This window comes from Streptomyces yangpuensis, from assembly GCF_024666385.1.
Lineage (GTDB): Bacteria > Actinomycetota > Actinomycetes > Streptomycetales > Streptomycetaceae > Streptomyces > Streptomyces yangpuensis.
Window position 1 is genome coordinate 6,758,037 of record NZ_CP102514.1, and the last position, 14,913, is coordinate 6,772,949.

Annotated in this window: 13 protein-coding genes; 7 read left to right on the forward strand and 6 right to left on the reverse strand. The window is 71.6% G+C overall.

From position 1 onward, the window contains the following. The first annotated feature begins 411 nt into the window (after positions 1–411). From NRK68_RS30635 to NRK68_RS30655, 4 genes are all read left to right on the forward strand, one after another. On the forward strand, positions 412–885 hold the full coding sequence (locus NRK68_RS30635; protein ID WP_257857361.1) for a hypothetical protein: 474 nt from the start codon (positions 412–414) through the stop codon (positions 883–885). Between the two features lie 168 nt (positions 886–1,053). Continuing rightward, complete coding sequence (locus NRK68_RS30640; protein WP_308296345.1) at positions 1,054–3,147, forward strand: bifunctional polysaccharide deacetylase/glycosyltransferase family 2 protein; 2,094 nt, start codon at positions 1,054–1,056, stop codon at positions 3,145–3,147. Then, positions 3,144–4,580, forward strand: coding sequence for an acyltransferase family protein (locus NRK68_RS30650; protein WP_308296332.1), 1,437 nt, complete (start codon positions 3,144–3,146; stop codon positions 4,578–4,580). Before NRK68_RS30640 ends, NRK68_RS30650 begins: the two co-directional genes overlap by 4 nt. A gap of 505 nt (positions 4,581–5,085) precedes the next feature. Then, entirely contained in the window at positions 5,086–5,961 is an 876-nt protein-coding gene (locus NRK68_RS30655) for a YwqG family protein (protein ID WP_257857363.1), read from the forward strand. 350 nt (positions 5,962–6,311) lie between these two features. Here the strand turns inward: NRK68_RS30655 and NRK68_RS30660 are convergent, their stop codons facing one another. The 4 genes from NRK68_RS30660 to NRK68_RS30675 form a co-directional block, all read right to left on the reverse strand. Beyond that, entirely contained in the window at positions 6,312–6,665 is a 354-nt protein-coding gene (locus NRK68_RS30660; protein WP_257857364.1) for a ferrous iron transport protein A, read from the reverse strand. A gap of 54 nt (positions 6,666–6,719) precedes the next feature. Next, positions 6,720–7,382 (reverse strand): peptidoglycan recognition protein family protein, encoded by a 663-nt coding sequence (locus tag NRK68_RS30665; protein ID WP_257857365.1) that lies wholly within the window; start codon positions 7,380–7,382, stop codon positions 6,720–6,722. Positions 7,383–7,565: 183 nt separating this feature from the next. After that, positions 7,566–8,108, reverse strand: coding sequence for a DM13 domain-containing protein (locus tag NRK68_RS30670; RefSeq protein WP_257857962.1), 543 nt, complete (start codon positions 8,106–8,108; stop codon positions 7,566–7,568). 373 nt (positions 8,109–8,481) lie between these two features. Further along, positions 8,482–9,537, reverse strand: a complete 1,056-nt coding sequence (locus tag NRK68_RS30675) for a helix-turn-helix transcriptional regulator (protein WP_257857366.1) — start codon at positions 9,535–9,537, stop codon at positions 8,482–8,484. A 95-nt stretch (positions 9,538–9,632) separates the two neighbouring features. Here NRK68_RS30675 and NRK68_RS30680 point away from each other — a divergent pair, with 95 nt between their 5' ends. Both NRK68_RS30680 and tsaD read left to right on the forward strand, forming a co-directional pair. After that, on the forward strand, positions 9,633–10,379 hold the full coding sequence (locus NRK68_RS30680) for an NIPSNAP family protein (protein ID WP_257857367.1): 747 nt from the start codon (positions 9,633–9,635) through the stop codon (positions 10,377–10,379). Positions 10,380–10,492: 113 nt separating this feature from the next. Beyond that, a complete protein-coding gene (gene tsaD / locus NRK68_RS30685; protein ID WP_257857368.1) occupies positions 10,493–11,563 on the forward strand; it encodes a tRNA (adenosine(37)-N6)-threonylcarbamoyltransferase complex transferase subunit TsaD in 1,071 nt (356 codons plus the stop codon). Positions 11,564–11,676: 113 nt separating this feature from the next. On the opposite strand, the gene NRK68_RS30690 is transcribed toward tsaD, so the two are convergent. Continuing rightward, positions 11,677–12,621 carry a nitrilase-related carbon-nitrogen hydrolase gene (locus NRK68_RS30690; RefSeq protein WP_257857369.1) on the reverse strand — a complete coding sequence of 315 codons (945 nt, stop codon included), beginning with the start codon at positions 12,619–12,621 and terminating at the stop codon, positions 11,677–11,679. Between the two features lie 144 nt (positions 12,622–12,765). Then, positions 12,766–13,710 carry a nitrilase-related carbon-nitrogen hydrolase gene (locus tag NRK68_RS30695; protein WP_257857370.1) on the reverse strand — a complete coding sequence of 315 codons (945 nt, stop codon included), beginning with the start codon at positions 13,708–13,710 and terminating at the stop codon, positions 12,766–12,768. Between the two features lie 180 nt (positions 13,711–13,890). Between NRK68_RS30695 and NRK68_RS30700 the strand changes: the two genes are divergently transcribed. Continuing rightward, positions 13,891–14,892: a LacI family DNA-binding transcriptional regulator gene (locus NRK68_RS30700; protein WP_183064431.1), complete on the forward strand. Its 1,002-nt coding sequence runs from the start codon at positions 13,891–13,893 to the stop codon at positions 14,890–14,892. The last annotated feature ends 21 nt before the right edge of the window (positions 14,893–14,913 follow it).

Consider the following 14,913-nt stretch of genomic DNA (forward strand, 5'->3'; position numbering starts at 1 on the left):
GCTCCTTGGGGGCGTAGAGGCGGTATTCGGACACGCCCTCTTGCGTGGGGATCAGCAGCTGATCCGATGAGGGCGTCATCCTAAGGCTCCGCGCGGGGGTCGGAGCGACCGCCGTGGCGGCCCCTCGCGCCACCCGGACTCCACGGTTCCGGCGAAACGTTTTGGCTGAAACACGCTCCCGTCTGCACTCGGCGACCGTAGGGGTCGGTCTACCGGTCGGTACGACCAATTGGCGTTTCGATCCGATTACGACCCATGGATAGATCGGGTCAAATAAGTGCATCAAGGTCAAGTCGCTTCGGCTCGGTGCACTAGCGTTCGCCCTGCGATCCAGCGGTCCCGGTCTACGTACCCTGCAATGAAAGGCCTCGCAAGGTGCGCCCTACAGCCAATTCCAGCCAGCGTGGATCGGTGTACCCGACCGGCTTCGACAGGTCCGAGTCGGACGTCGAGGTGCCTGCCCCCGCACCCGTGTTCGTCGACCAGTCGGGTCTGCGCGGCCGTCTGCTGCGCGGCTTGGGCTGGCCGGTTTCCGTCGTCGGCGCGATCCTGGCGGTCGCGATGGCCAGCAGCCTGATCGGTGTGCAGGCGGACGCCCCGGCGATGGGGATACCCGCGCAGCCCGCCCGGACGCCCGTCCCGCCGCACACCCCCGCACCGTCGCTGTCGCCCGGCCCGTCGTCCGCGTCGACCGCCTCGTCCGCACCCCGGACGGTCGCGCGGTCCGCGACACCGCAGCCGAAGAACCCGGCCGCCACCTCGAAGAACGCCCTCACCACCTCGAAGAACGCGGCCACCACGTCGAAGACGGGGGCGACCCCGAAGCCCGGCGCCACCGTGCCGCGCGGGCCGAAGCCCTCGGGCCAGCCGGTCAAACAGCCCTGACCGCCCGCACCGCCGTCGCCCGGCCGCGCAGCCCCGACACCAGCACCAGCACCACCAGCACCAGCGCCAGCGCCAGCATCCGCACCACCATCTCCAGGAGCGTCATTGTCCCGCCACCAGCGCCGCCGGCAGTCCCTGCTGAGGCCGCGCCGACTGGCCGCGCCACCGCTGCGCTTCTTCATGCCGCTCTCCCTGCTGGCCTGCCTGCTCGCCCTCCTCGTCCTGCGCGGCCTCGCCACGAACGAGGCGTTCCACGACTCCCGGATCGCGATCTCGGTCGACAAGACGACCGTGCCGAACCACCTGCTCAAGGGCGGCCCGGTCATCGACGCGCGCGGAGCGAAGAACGAGAACCCCGTCAGCTACCACATCCCCGACCGGACCGCGGTGCTGAGTTTCGACGACGGTCCCTCGCCGGAGTGGACGCCGAAGATCCTCGAGGTGCTCGCCGCCCGCAACGTCAAGGCCGACTTCTTCGTGACCGGTGCGATGACCACCCGCAACCCGGACCTCATCCGCCAGATCGTCGCGGGCGGCCACGAGCTCGGCGTACACACCTTCACCCACCCCGACCTGGTGTACCAGTCCCACGCCCGGATCAGCTGGGAGCTGGCACAGACCCAGCTCGCGCTGGCCGGCGTCGCGGGCGTTCACTCCGCGCTGTTCCGTCCGCCGTACTCCTCCGACGCCACGGCGATGGACGACTGGAACTACCCGGTGATCAAGTACGTCGGCGCGCGCGGCTACCTCACCGCGTTCATCGACCGCGACACCGACGACTGGAAGCGCCCCGGCGTGGACGCGATCGTCAAGGCGGCGATGCCGGCCAAGCCCGGCGCGGGCGCGCTGATCCTGCTGCACGACGCCGGTGGCGACCGTAGCCAGACCCTTGCCGCGCTCGTCCAGATCATCGACAAGCTGCAGGCCGAGGGCTACCGCTTCACCACGATCTCCGACGCCCTCGGCGCCTCCAGCGCGACCGTCCCGGTGGACGGATTCCAGCTGTGGGCGGGCAAGGGATTCATCTGGGCCACCCAGGCCGCCGTGCACACCCTGCCGGTGCTCGTCGGGCTGCTGGCCCTGGTCGGCTTCCTCAACTTCGGCCGCTTCGCCCTGATGCTCGTCCTCGCACCGATCCACGCCCGTCGCTCCAAACGGCGGGACGTCTGGGGAGCGCCCGTCACCGAACGGGTCACCGTACTGGTCCCCGCCTACAACGAACGCGAGTGCATAGCCAACACCCTGCACTCCCTGGCCGTGAGCGACCATCCGATCGAGGTGATCGTCATCGACGACGGCTCCACGGACGGCACCGCGGACATCGTCGAGGAGATGAACCTGCCGTTCGTGCGGTTGATCCGCCAGGTCAACGGCGGCAAGTCCAGCGCGCTCAACACCGGAATCGCGGCCGCCTCGCACGACATCATCGTGATGATGGACGGCGACACCGTCTTCGAGCCGTCCACCGTGCGCGAGCTGGTCCAGCCCTTCGGGGACCCGACGATCGGCGCGGTCGCCGGCAACGCCAAGGTAGGCAACCGCGACAGCCTGATCGGCGCCTGGCAGCACATCGAGTACGTCCTCGGCCACAACCTGGACCGCCGGATGTACGACATGCTCGGCGTCATCCCGACCATCCCCGGCGCGGTCGGCGCCTTCCGCAAGGAGGCCCTGCGGCGGGTCGGCGGCATGAGCGACGACACCCTCGCCGAGGACACCGACATCACCATCGCGGTGCTCTGCGACGGCTGGCGGATCGTCTACGCCGAGTACGCCCGCGCCTGGACCGAGGCCCCCGCCAGCCTTCAGCAGCTCTGGTCCCAGCGGTACCGCTGGAGCTACGGCAGCATGCAGGCGATGTGGAAGCACCGCCGCGCCGTGACCTCCCGCGGCCCGGCGGGGCGCTTCGGCCGGCTCGGGCTGCCGCTCATCGTGCTCTTCGGCGTGGTCGCCCCGCTGCTCGCGCCGCTGGTCGACATGTTCCTGCTGTACGGCGTGCTGTTCGGGGACGCCCCGATCACCCTCACCAGCTGGGGCGGCTTCATCCTGCTCCAGGCCGTGCTGTCGTGGTACGCCTTCCGGCTCGACCGCGAGAAGCCCTGGCACCTGATCAGCCTGCCGATCCAGCAACTGGTCTACCGCCAGCTCATGTACATCGTCCTGTTGCAGTCCGCGATCACGGCGATGACCGGTGGCCGGCTGCGCTGGCAGAAGCTCCGGCGCACCGGCGAGGTCGCTGTTCCGGTGGAGGCCTCACCGTGACCGCACCCATCGACCTCGGGCGCGACCGGGGCACCTGGAACGCTTTCGGTACCCGAGACGCCCGTGACGCCCGTGACGCCCGTGACGCCCGGGATGCCCGTGACGCCCGGGACGTCCGGGACTTTCGGGATCCCCGGGACACCATGCAGTTGAGGGTCCCCGCCGCACTGCGGGCCCGGCCGGAGCACGAGCCGCAGCCGGTCCCGGATCCGGTCCCGGATCCGGTCCCGGATCCGGGGTGGGAGCCGGAGCCGGAGCCGGAGCGGGATCCTGAGGCCGCGGAGGCCCGGAGCAAGGGCGGCCGGGACCGCTACTTCGACCTGCTGCGCGCGCTGGCGCTGGGCCGCGTGGTGCTCTACCACAACTTCGGCTGGTTCTGGCTTCCCCTCGTCTTCCCGTCGATGGGCGTGATGTTCGCCCTGGCCGGCTCGCTGATGGCGCGTTCGCTCAGCCGGCCCGCCTTCGGCGTGATCCGCGGCCGACTGCGCCGGCTCCTGCCGCCGATGTGGCTGTTCGGCGCCGCCATGATCGCCCTCCAGATCGTCGCCGGCTGGGGCCCCCAGTCCGACGGGCACCCCACCTGGTGGTGGTCCAAGCTTGCCTTCTGGGTCCTGCCGCTGAGCACCCCGCCGTACGCGGACGAACTGTCCGACTTCGGACTCGTGGAAACCACCTGGGCGGCGCAGATCATCGTCCCGCTCTGGTACCTCCGGGCCTACCTCTGGTACGTCCTGTTCTCGCCGCTGCTGCTGCGGGCCCTGCGACGCTTCCCGGTGGTGACGCTGTTCGCGCCCCTGGCGATGGTGATCGTCATGAACGTGTTCTTCGTCGACCAGGAATTCATCTACGGCCGGGTCTGGGAGAACGCCAACGACTTCGCCACCTTCGGCGCGTGCTGGATCCTCGGCATGGCCCACCGGGAGGGGCTGCTCAAGAAGATCCCGCAGTACGTGCTGCCGTCCGTCGCGCCGCTGATCATGGTGGCCGGCCTCTGGTACATGCACACCCGGCCGGTCGACCCGACCGTGCCGACCGACATCGAGTCCTGGCCCGTCGCCCAGGCCCTCTGGTCCTTCGGCTTCGTCGCCATGCTGCTCCACGTCAGCCCGTCCTGGGACCGGTGGCCCAGACCGCTGGAACGCTGGAACGGCCTGATCAGTCTGCTCAACGCGCGCGCCGTCAGCTTCTACCTGTGGCACCAGGTCGCCCTGGTCGTCGCCATCCCGCTGATCGATCCGCTCTGGAGCGTCCCGTTCGTCTACGCGAACTTCCAGTGGCTGCTGGCCAGCCAGTGGTTCACGCTGCTGGTGGCGATTCCGCTGCTCGCACTGCTGGTGCTGACCTTCGGCTGGGTCGAGGACGTGGCCGCCAAACGCCCGCCGCGCCTCCTGCCGTACCCGCGCCGCCAACGAGGCAGACGCCGCGCCGACTGACCCACCCACCGGCCAGCCCGCCCGCGCGCCCGCCGGGTGTGGTGTCACTGGCGGTGCGCATACGCTCTCTTCGAAGGATCTCCTCGGCGAGCCGGCGGCGATCCGTGCGGAGGGGACCCCGGCCGGTTCGAAGGCCTGCTGCTGGGCCGCGCGACGCGCACGCTCTCGATGCGGCTTCCGAGCAGGGCGACGATCAGCGCCGCCGCGCCGGTCCCGTTCTGGGTCACGAAGACGGCGAGTGCCCCCAGGTCGGAGGACGCCGTACCCGGAACGGCCGTGAGCGTACGCAGGGTGGGTGTGAACCAGAGGGCTGTGGGCCTTTCGCTCCGCCGAGAGCGGCACGGCCGTGATCAATAAGCACAGAATGGGCGTCCGGCAGTCCGAAGCAGGCCACTACGCCGGCGGTGGCATGCCGCTGACCATCACACCGCTGGCCGAAGAAGGCCGCCGTCGGGCCCCTGGGGTGGAGACTGACACCATCCGCACCGCACCAACGGGAGCCAGAATGAGACGTACCACTCCGCCGCGCCCGATCGACGTCACCGCGGCCTTTCCTCAACTGGCCCCGTTGGCACGCCCGGCGATCCGGTTACACCCCCGTCCCGGGTCTCCGACACCGCTGGACAGCTCGGTCGGCGGGCCGCTGCTGTGGCCCGTCGGCGAGCCGTGGCCGTACTGCGACGAGCTGCACGAGTGGCACGACAGTGAGCTCGACGAGTGGCGGGAGGGGCCGAACGCCATGCTGCCCGTGGCCCAGTTGTACGTGCGCGACGTGCCCGTGCTGCGACCGCCGGCGCATGCCGATCTGCTCCAGCTCCTGTGGTGCCCGTTCGAGCACGAGCCGGATTACAAGCCGCCGACCAAGCTGTTCTGGCGATCGGCCGCCGAGGTCACCGACGTCCTCGCTGTGCCGCCCGTGACGTCCGCCGTGGAGTACGACGAGTACGTGCCGGAGCCGTGCGTAATAGCTCCGGAAGAAGTCACCGAATTCCCCCATTCCCTGCAGCTGGAAACTGAGTTGCGGCAGCAGCTGGAGGACTGGAACGACGGGCAGGAGTCCGGAGCCGCGTTCTACAAGCACGAACTGTCCCTTGCTCCCGGCTGGAAGGCCGGGGGCTGGCCCCCGTGGGGACTGACTGATCCCGTCGCCCGGAACTGCGCCGTCTGCGGTGCCGGCATGGCCCCTTTGCTCACCATCGCCTCGAAGGAATGGCATTCCCGCCAGCGCAGCTGGGTCCCCTACGAGGACCGGGATATCGCCGCAGTCGCCGGCTCCGGTATGGAGAACTCGCCCGGGGTGCAGATTTCAGGTGGCAACCACCTGCAGCTCTACGTCTGCCCGGAGTCCCCGGAACACCCGCACGTCGGCCTGATCCAGTGACCTCGTCCGTCCGCGGCTGAGGACTGTCCCGTAATCCCCGGCGGGCGCACGACGACAGCTATGGCACCTCGCCGCGTTGCCGGAACGCGCGAATACGCCCAGCATGAGGACGCCCTCCGCCCTCCGCCCTCTGTCTTGCGATGCACCGCATCTGACGCCGCGCGCTGATCCACCGGGGATTACGGGACAGTCCATAGCTTGGAGCGGCTCATCGCCGCAGGTTCGTCATGGCCACGTGCGCCTTGGTCGGAGCACATGATCAGACGGAGGCCGCCCCCACGTCCGGCGAATGCCCAGGTGAGCGGCCCAGTTCGACGGACAATTCGAACGCAAGATGAGGCGCGGTATCCCTACACTTCGGGCTCCTGCTCGGCTCGTAGGTACCGACCCCAGATCTGGGCCTTGCGATAGGGACCAGCCCCGTCGCAGTCGTACTGCGACTCGTCGAAGGTCACCCAATACAGCAGCTCGCCCCTGAGCGCCTGGGCATGTGTGTTGGGTTCGGGTGCACCCATGGCATCGATCGTTCCGAGAAACTCGACCTGCCAAGGGCCGTCCCAGTCCTGGTCGCGAACGACCGTGACCCGGCTGCCCGGTGCCAGTGCACCCGCCGGCCATGCCTGGCTCAAGGGGCGACCGAGGATGTGCTCTATCGCCTGGCGGTCGCCCATATCCTCAGGAACAGGGCCGGAGCTGTCTGTCATGCCCCCCAACTCTGCCCGCACCACTTCAGGAGCGCCAGAATTTAAAGAACAAGTTCAGCGGAAGTGCCTTCCGCGGGCCGCGGTGAGGATTTCTCCTGTCTGGGCGGAGCGGAGGGGGCCGGGGCAGGCGTGGCCGCCCCAGGCTCGGCCGCCCATGCTGTGGATGCCGAGGCCCCGGCCCAGCGGGGTGGGGGCGGGGGCCAGGGGCCAGCCGTGCTGGGCCATGCCCCAGGCGTAGATCCGTGCCACGGCGTCCACCTGTTGCGCGGTCAGCGGCCGGCTCGCGAAGCCCGAGGTCTCCACCGAGAGCCACGACGGGTTGCCGGTGCCCTGGGCCCAGGCCCGGTCGTGCGCGGAGACGTACTGCTCGATCTCGCCGGACTGCGAGACCCAGAAGTGCGCGGAGGACCTCACCGCCGGGTCGCTGAAGCGGTCGTGGAGCGAGTTCTCGCCCTCCTGCACGTGCAGGACCAGACCCCGCACCTCCCGGAGCCCGCCCGGAGTGAAGTTCACCGACAGCGGCCGGAGGGTGGCCTCCGGCATCCACGGCTGAGCGGGTACGGCAGCCGCCTCGACGGGTGGCGGCGGCCCCGCCCCGCCCTCGTCCTCTGCCTCCATCGGGCCGGCACCGGGGCGCCCGCCGTGGTCGGCGACGACGCCGAAGGCGGTGGCGATGAGTCCGCTGCTGGCACAGACCATCGCGTTGCGGCGCGTCACGACCCGCGGTTTCGGCTTCGGTTTGCGGTGGGTCACGCGCGCGGCGCCCTGGCTGCGGCTCGTCGGGAACGGAGCATCGGAGGGTCCCTTGCTGGACTGACGTTCTCCAGCGGAATGCTTACCGACCATTAGTGTCGGAATGAGACCGGATGATGACCGTTTCGTGACAGCCGTGCCGCTTCCCTACGTCAGGGTTGCCGCCCCGAAGGAGACGTCGAAGCGGTCGCACCAGATGGTGACGCTGCTGTAGTCCGCCAGGTTCACGCCGGCCGGAATCTCGTAGTTCTGGTCGCCCTTGTTGCCCTTGAGCTTGCCCAGGCTCACGTACTTGCCGTCGTCGAAGACGCGCCAACCGGCGACACCCTCCTTCACCGGGGCATCGGTCAGCCAGACGCGCAGGTCCGGGCCGTTGCTGGTGTCGAGGTTCTCCAGACGGAGGGTGTGCGATCCGTCGGCGAGGCGGATCAGCTTCGCCTTGCCCGTCGTGGTGTGCTCATGGCTGATCAGCGTGCCCTGGGCGAGGGTCTGCGGGCCTGCGGCCGGGGCGCCGGAGGCCGCTCCGGATGCGGCTCCGGAGGGCTGCTTCGGAGCGGCCGCCCCCGGCAGCGCCTCGCTGACGGTCTCGTCGCGCCACAGCTTCCACGGCTGGAACCAGTACGAGCCGATGCCCAGCACCACCACCGCCGCGATCAGCGCTCCGGCCCATACCCGACCGCGCCGCTTCATACCCGTCACTGCCGTTCCCACTGTCGTCCCCATCGTCCTACCCACTTCCTCCCCGGCCGCTCACCGGCCCGTTCGCCGCAATTGAAACGCGGCGGAGGGCCGTGGTGCCATCTCCGGCCGGATGGCGAAGCTTTCACGAAAGGGTGACAGGGTCTGTCGGTCCGGGCCCCGGAGAGATGGACGCATGACAGACGAGGACATGACCCTTCGCCACGGCAGGTCCAGGGGCGACAAGTCCTTCCGCAGCCCCGGCCAGGTGCCGGGGCCACGTGAGGGGGGCACGGTTCGGGGCCGTCCCCCGGCAAGGGCAGATGTCTCCGACTGGTGCGACCCCCACCCACGTTCCACGGTAACCGCACCCGGTGCCCGCCCGTCAGCGAAGTTCCCGTCCGGATGAATGTGCTCCTGCCCCTTGACCGACGACCGTCCCTCGACCGAGGCCCGCCCCCTCACCGACGACGCCGTAGGACCGGGCGAGGGCGCCCACCGTGTCGGCCATGGCCCGGCGCAGTTCCGCCGGCGCGAGCACCTCCACGTCCGCGCCGAGCCGCAGCAGTTCACCGCAGGCGTGCGCGGTGCTCTCGGTCGGGACGACGGCCTCCACCCACCCGTCCGCGCCGGCGGCCGTCGCGGTGGCGTCGACCGACCGCACCACCTCCGGTGCCACGTTGTCGGGCAGTCGACGGCGCCCCTGCGGGGACAGGCGGATGGTGGCCGTGCCCGTGTAGCGGCGTGCCCGGAAGTCCGCGAGGTAGGAGGTCCAGTAGGCGCCCAGCTCGAAGTCCCGCGGGCGGTCGAAGCGTTCGTCGCTCAGCACCGCTTCGAGGACTTGCCCGACCCGGTAGGTCGCCGTCCCGCTCTCCGTGGCGGCCACGACGTACCAGACACCGGATTTGAGAACCAGACCGTAGGGGCGAAGGCGGCGGGACACCTCACGCGGCGCGCCCCATCGGCGGTAACGCACCTCCACGACCCGCTGCGTGAGCGTCGCATCGACGAACAGCGGCAGATGCGGGGCCCGTTCGGGTTCCCGGTACCAGCCCGGAGCGTCCACGTGGAACACCGCGGCGGTCCGCGCCGCCTCCTCCCGCGGCCCGGCCGGCAGCGCGGCCAGCAACTTCAGCCGCGCCGCCGCCACCTCCGCCGCCAGCCCCAGGTCGGCGGCGGCCCCCGGCAGCCCCGCGAAGAGCAGCGCCCGCGCCTCGCCCTCGCTCATGCCGGTCAGACGGGTCCGATAGCCGTCGAGCAACCGGTAGCCGCCACCACGGCCCGGCTCCGCGCAGACCGGAACGCCGGCTGCCTGCAACCGCTCCACGTCGCGGTAGGCCGTACGCACCGACACACCGAGTTCCTCGGCCATCGCCCGCGCGGACATGCGGCCCCGCGATTGCAGCAACAGCAGGACGGACAGCAGACGGCCGGCGGACATGCGCCCATTCTCCCCGGAAACCCTGACAGCCCCTGGCACGGCCGACACCTACCGTCGGTCAGCACCCGTACAACGGACCGGAAGAGGAGCCTGCCGTGCCACCCGTACCCACCGACCCCGCCCGCGAACTCGCCGTGATCGAGCTCCGCCAGTACACACTGCGCCCCGGCCGGCGCGACGACCTCATCGAACTCTTCGACCGGGAACTGGTCGAGACCCAGGAGGAGACCGGCATGGCCGTCCTCGGCCAGTTCCGCGACCTCGACGACCCGGACCGCTTCGTCTGGCTGCGCGGATTCCCCGACATGGCGGCGCGACGCGACGCGCTGACCGCCTTCTACGGCGGTCCTGTCTGGAAACGGCACGGCCCTCAGGCCAACGCCACCATGAGCGACTCCGACGACGTACTCCTGCTGCGCCCCCTGACGCACGACGGCTCCTTCCGCGCCGCGCCGCCTGCGAGGCCGCGTCCCGGCACACCGGCTCCCGAACGGTTCGTGTCCGCGACACTCTGGTCCTTCCCGCCGGGCCGGGACGAGGGGATCGCCCTGGTCAGGGACGGTCTCCTGCCGTTGCTGCGCGATACGGGAGCCGCGCCGCTCGCCGCGTTCGCCACGGAGACGGCGCCCAACACCTTCCCCCGGCTCCCGGTCCGCAGCGGGGAGAACGTCGCGGTGGTCCTTACCTCCCACCCCGACGAGAACGCCCACCAGCGGCACCTGACCGCGCTGCGCGCCCACCCCGTCGCACGGGACGAGGTCCTGCCCGGCATCGAACGGGAAGAGACAGCGGCCCCGGTGACCCTGCGCCTGGCGCCCACAGGCCGCTCGCTCATGACCTGACGTGTCCCGAGGAGGCCCACGGCCCACGGACGTCACGCTTATTGCACATATATTGCAGCTGCTGGAACAGTGCAGAAGTGAAGAAGTGCAGAAGTGCAGAAGGAGTGGGTGCCGTGAGCGGACCGGTGGTGCTGGGGATCGAGTCGTCGTGCGACGAGACCGGGGCGGGCATCGTGCGGGACGGCAGACTCCTCGCCCACGTGGTGGCGTCGAGCATGGACGAACACGCCCGCTTCGGCGGCGTGGTGCCGGAGATCGCCGCCCGAGCCCACCTGCACGCCTTCAACCCGGTGGTCCAGCAGGCCCTCGACCGGGCCGGGCTGCGGATCGGGCAGATCGACGCGGTCGCGGTCACCACCGGTCCCGGACTCTCCGGGGCCCTCCAGGTGGGGCTGGCCGGGGCGAAGTCCCTGGCCTACGCGGCCGGGGCGCCGCTGTACGGCGTCCACCACCTGGCCGGTCACGTCGCCGCCGACACCCTCGAACACGGCCCGCTTCCCCGGCCGTGCGTGGTGCTGATCGTCTCCGGCGGGCACACCTCGCTGCTGCTCGTACGGGACCTCGTGCGCGAGCCGATCGTTCACCTCGGCGACACCCTCGACGACGCGGCGGGGGAGTGCTTCGACAAGGTCGCCCGGATCCTGGGCCTGCCGTACCCGGGTGGCCCCGCCATCGACCGGGCCGCCCGGGACGGCGATCCGAAGGCCGTGGCGTTCCCGCGCCCGCTGACCCGCCCCGGCGACGACCCGTACGCGTTCTCCTTCTCGGGCCTCAAGACGGCCGCCGCCCGCTGGGTCGAACGGCACCTCCAGCGCGGCGAGGACGTCCCCGTCGCCGACGGGGCGGCCGCCCTCCAGGAGGCCGTGGCCGACGTGCTCACCCGCAAGGCCCTCGCGGCCTGCCGCGCCCACGACGTGCGGACGCTGATCGTGGTCGGGGGAGTGGCCGCGAACTCCCGCGTCCGCGCCCTGGCGGAGAAGCGGTGCGCCTCCGCCGGGATCGAGCTGCGCGTCCCGCCGCTGACGCTGTGCACCGACAACGGCGCGATGATCGCCGCGGTCGGCGACCTCCTGGTGCGGTCCGGTGCCGAACCGGCGCCCCTGGACGTGTCGATCGACCCGTCAGCACCGCTGGAGTACGCCGCCCTGACCCCGCTCGCCCGCCCGACGGCCCGCGTCGCCTGACGCCGGTCGGCCCACCAGCCCACCAGCCGACCAGGCCGACCCGCCGACCAGGCCGACCCGCCGACGAGCCGACCAGGCCGACCGGCCCACCAGCCCCCCGGTCGGCCGGTCGGCTAACCGCGGGGGCCGGGGCGTTCGGTGAGGGCGCCGTAGATTTCCGGGCGGCGGGTGCGCATGAGGCCGAAGTCGAGCCAGTCGCGGCGCTGGTCGAGATCGAGGTCGGCGACGAGGACGGCGGGGGTGTCGCGGGGGGCGCGGAGCATCACGCGGCCGTAGGGGTCGGAGATGAACGAGGAGCCGTAGAAGGTGGAACGGCCCTCCGTGCCGACGCGGTTGGGCACGATCATGAAGAGGGCGTTGGCGAGGCCGTTGGCGCTGATGGCGTGTTCCCACATGGGCCGGGTGTCAAAGTCCGGCAGGTCCACCTCGGACCCGATGGCGGTGGGGTGCACCAGGATCTCCGCGCCGGCGAGGGAGTAGGCGCGCGCCAGTTCCGGGAACCACTCGTCCCAGCAGGTGGGGAAGCCGAAGCGGGCGCCGGCGTGGGCGACGACGGGGAATCCGCTGTCGCCGGGACGGAAGCACAGGTCCTCGCGGTAGCCGGGGAAGGCCGGGATGTGGTTCTTGCGCGTCCGGGCGATGAGCCGGCCGCCGGCGTCCACGCACACGGCGGTGTTGTAGCCGAGCCCGCCGTCACCGGCGCGCTCGTACAGCGACGCGTGCACCGTGATGCCCAGGCCGGTGGCCAGTTCGGCGGCGAGGGCGACGGTGGGGCCGCCCTCCACGTCCTCCAGCCAGCGCGCGGCGCCGTCGGCCATCGGGTCGTCGGTGTTGCAGAAGTACGGGCTGCGCGTCAGCTCGGGCAGGCACACCACCTGCGCGCCCTGCGCGGCGGCCAGGGCGACTCCCTCGCGCAGCCGGTCGTCGTGCTCCGCGGGGTCGGCGTACCAGCGCATCTGGACGAGCCCGACCCGCAGCGGTTCGCGTTCGCCGGGCTGGGTGCGGCCCGGCGAGCCGAGCGGCGAGTCGTAGGAGGTGAGGAGTGCGTACGAGGTCACGGGCGTTCTGCCTTCGGGTCGTGGATGCATCGTGGTGGAGACCCATCCGATCTGACTGAACTTTCAGTCAGAGTCGGTGGGGTGAAAAGGCCCGACCGGAGGTACGGCCGGGCGACGGGGCCGTGCGGGGGTCCTGGCCGGGCCTCAGGTGGTGGCGGTCAGCGGCGTGTAGGCGTCGGGACGGCGGGTGGCCAGGAAGGGAAAGAGCTCCAGCCAGTCGCGGCGGGCGTCGAGGTCGAGGTCGGCCACCAGGACGGCGGCCTCGTCCCGGGGGGCCTGCGCCAGGACGCGCCCGTACGGATCGGCGATGAAGGAGCTGCCGTAGAAGGTCAGGCCGTTCTCGGAGCCGATGCGGTTGGGGACGACCATGAACGTGGCGTTGGCGGCGGCGTTGCCGGTGATCACCCGCTGCCAGATCGGCTGGGTGTCGAACCCCGGATGCCCCGGCTCGGAGCCGATCGCCGTGGGGTAGACGAGGATGTCGGCGCCGGCCAGGGAGTAGGCGCGGGCCAGCTCCGGGAACCACTGGTCCCAGCAGGTCGGCAGCCCGAAACGGGCCTCGTCCACCGTCACCACGGGGAAGGCGTCGTCGCCCGCCGGGCCCGGGCGGAACCAGCGGTCCTCGTGGTAGCCCTCGGTCACCGGGATGTGCGTCTTGCGGGTGCGCAGGGCGAGCGTGCCGTCCGGGGCGACCAGTACGGCCGTGTTGTAGCCCAGCCCGTCGTCGGTGCCGTCCGGGGCGGGCGCCGCCTCGTACAGGGAGGCGTGCACGTACAGGCCGTGGGCGCGGGCGGCCTCGGCGGCGAAGGCGAAGGTCGGGCCGGTCAGCAGGTCCTCCGGCTCGGCGGGCTGCAGGTGGTCGGCCTTGGGTACCACGGCGAAGTACGGCGACAGGGTCAGTTCCTGCAGGCACACCACGCGCGCGCCCTCGGCCGCGGCCAGGGCGATGCCCTCCAGGAGGGCGGCGCGGTGCTCGGCGGGGTCGCGGTGCCAGCGCTGCTGGACGGCGGCGACGCGCAGGGCGGACCGTTCGGCGGGCCGGGTGCGGGACGGTGAGGCGGGCGGGTCGTACGCGGTGATCAGACGCATGGGAGATCCAGACGGGCGTGGAAGGGCACGCAACGGGGTCGCGTTCGGTCGTGCCGGAACGTTCCGGCACGACCGAACGTAGAGCATGCCGGAACGTTCCGGCAAGGCTCTCCGTATCCCTTGCCGGAACGTTCCGGCCCGGACGGTGGGCCACCCGGCCACCCCTTAGAATCCGGAAGCGTGAACGCCCGTACCGTGACCCTCCTCGACGTCGCCCGCGCCGCCGGAGTCTCCAAGAGCACCGTCTCCGATGCCCTGCAGGGCTCCGGGCGGGTCGCGGAAGCCACCCGCGACCGGGTCCACGAGGTCGCCGAACGCCTGGGCTACCGGCCCAACAGCGCGGCACGCCGACTGCGCCGCGCCAGTACCGGCGCCGTCGGGCTGTACCTGCCCCAGACCGCGACCAGGCTCGACTACTACATGAACCTGGCCTTCGGCGCCGTCGCCCGAGCCCAGGAAGAGGGCCTCGACGTGGTCCTGCTCGCCGCCGCGGCCGGCGGCCCCGGCCGGTTCGCCTCACGGGTCGACGGCCTCCTCGTCATCGATCCGGAGGTCGGCGACCCCGCGGTGCCCGCCCTGCTCGACGCCGGCGTCCCCGTCGTGACCGGCGAGCGCTACCTCGGTCCCGCACCCGCCCCGACCGGCGCCGTCGTCTGCGACAACTCCGCCTCGCTGACCGCGCTCCTCGACCACGTACGGGCCCGCGGCGCCCGCCGGCCAGCCCTGCTGGCCCCCGCCGACACCTCGGCCTGGGCCGCGGCCCTGCACGCGACCGCCGGGAGCTGGGGTGCGGAGCACGGCACCCCGGTGGCGATCCACCCGGTCCCCTTCGCCGCCACGGCCGACGAGGCCGAGCGGGCCGCCCTGGCACTGCTTGCGGCCGAACCCGCGACCGACGCCGTCATCTGCGCCCCCGACGGCGCGGCGCCGGGCGTCCTGCGCGCGGCCGCCGTCCTGGGGCGCACCGTCGGCGCGGACTTCCTCGTCGCCTCCTGCGTCGACGGCACCGCCACCCGCAGCAGCAGCCCGCCCATCACCGCCGTCGACCTGCGCCCCGCCGCATACGGCCGGGCCTGCGTGGACCTCCTGTGCGACATCCTCGCCGGCCGCACCCCGGCCGACACGGTCCGCCGGCACGAGTGGACCCTGCGGACGCGCGCCTCGACGCTGCGCGAGGGGTGATCCCGGCCCGTGCCGGCTCCC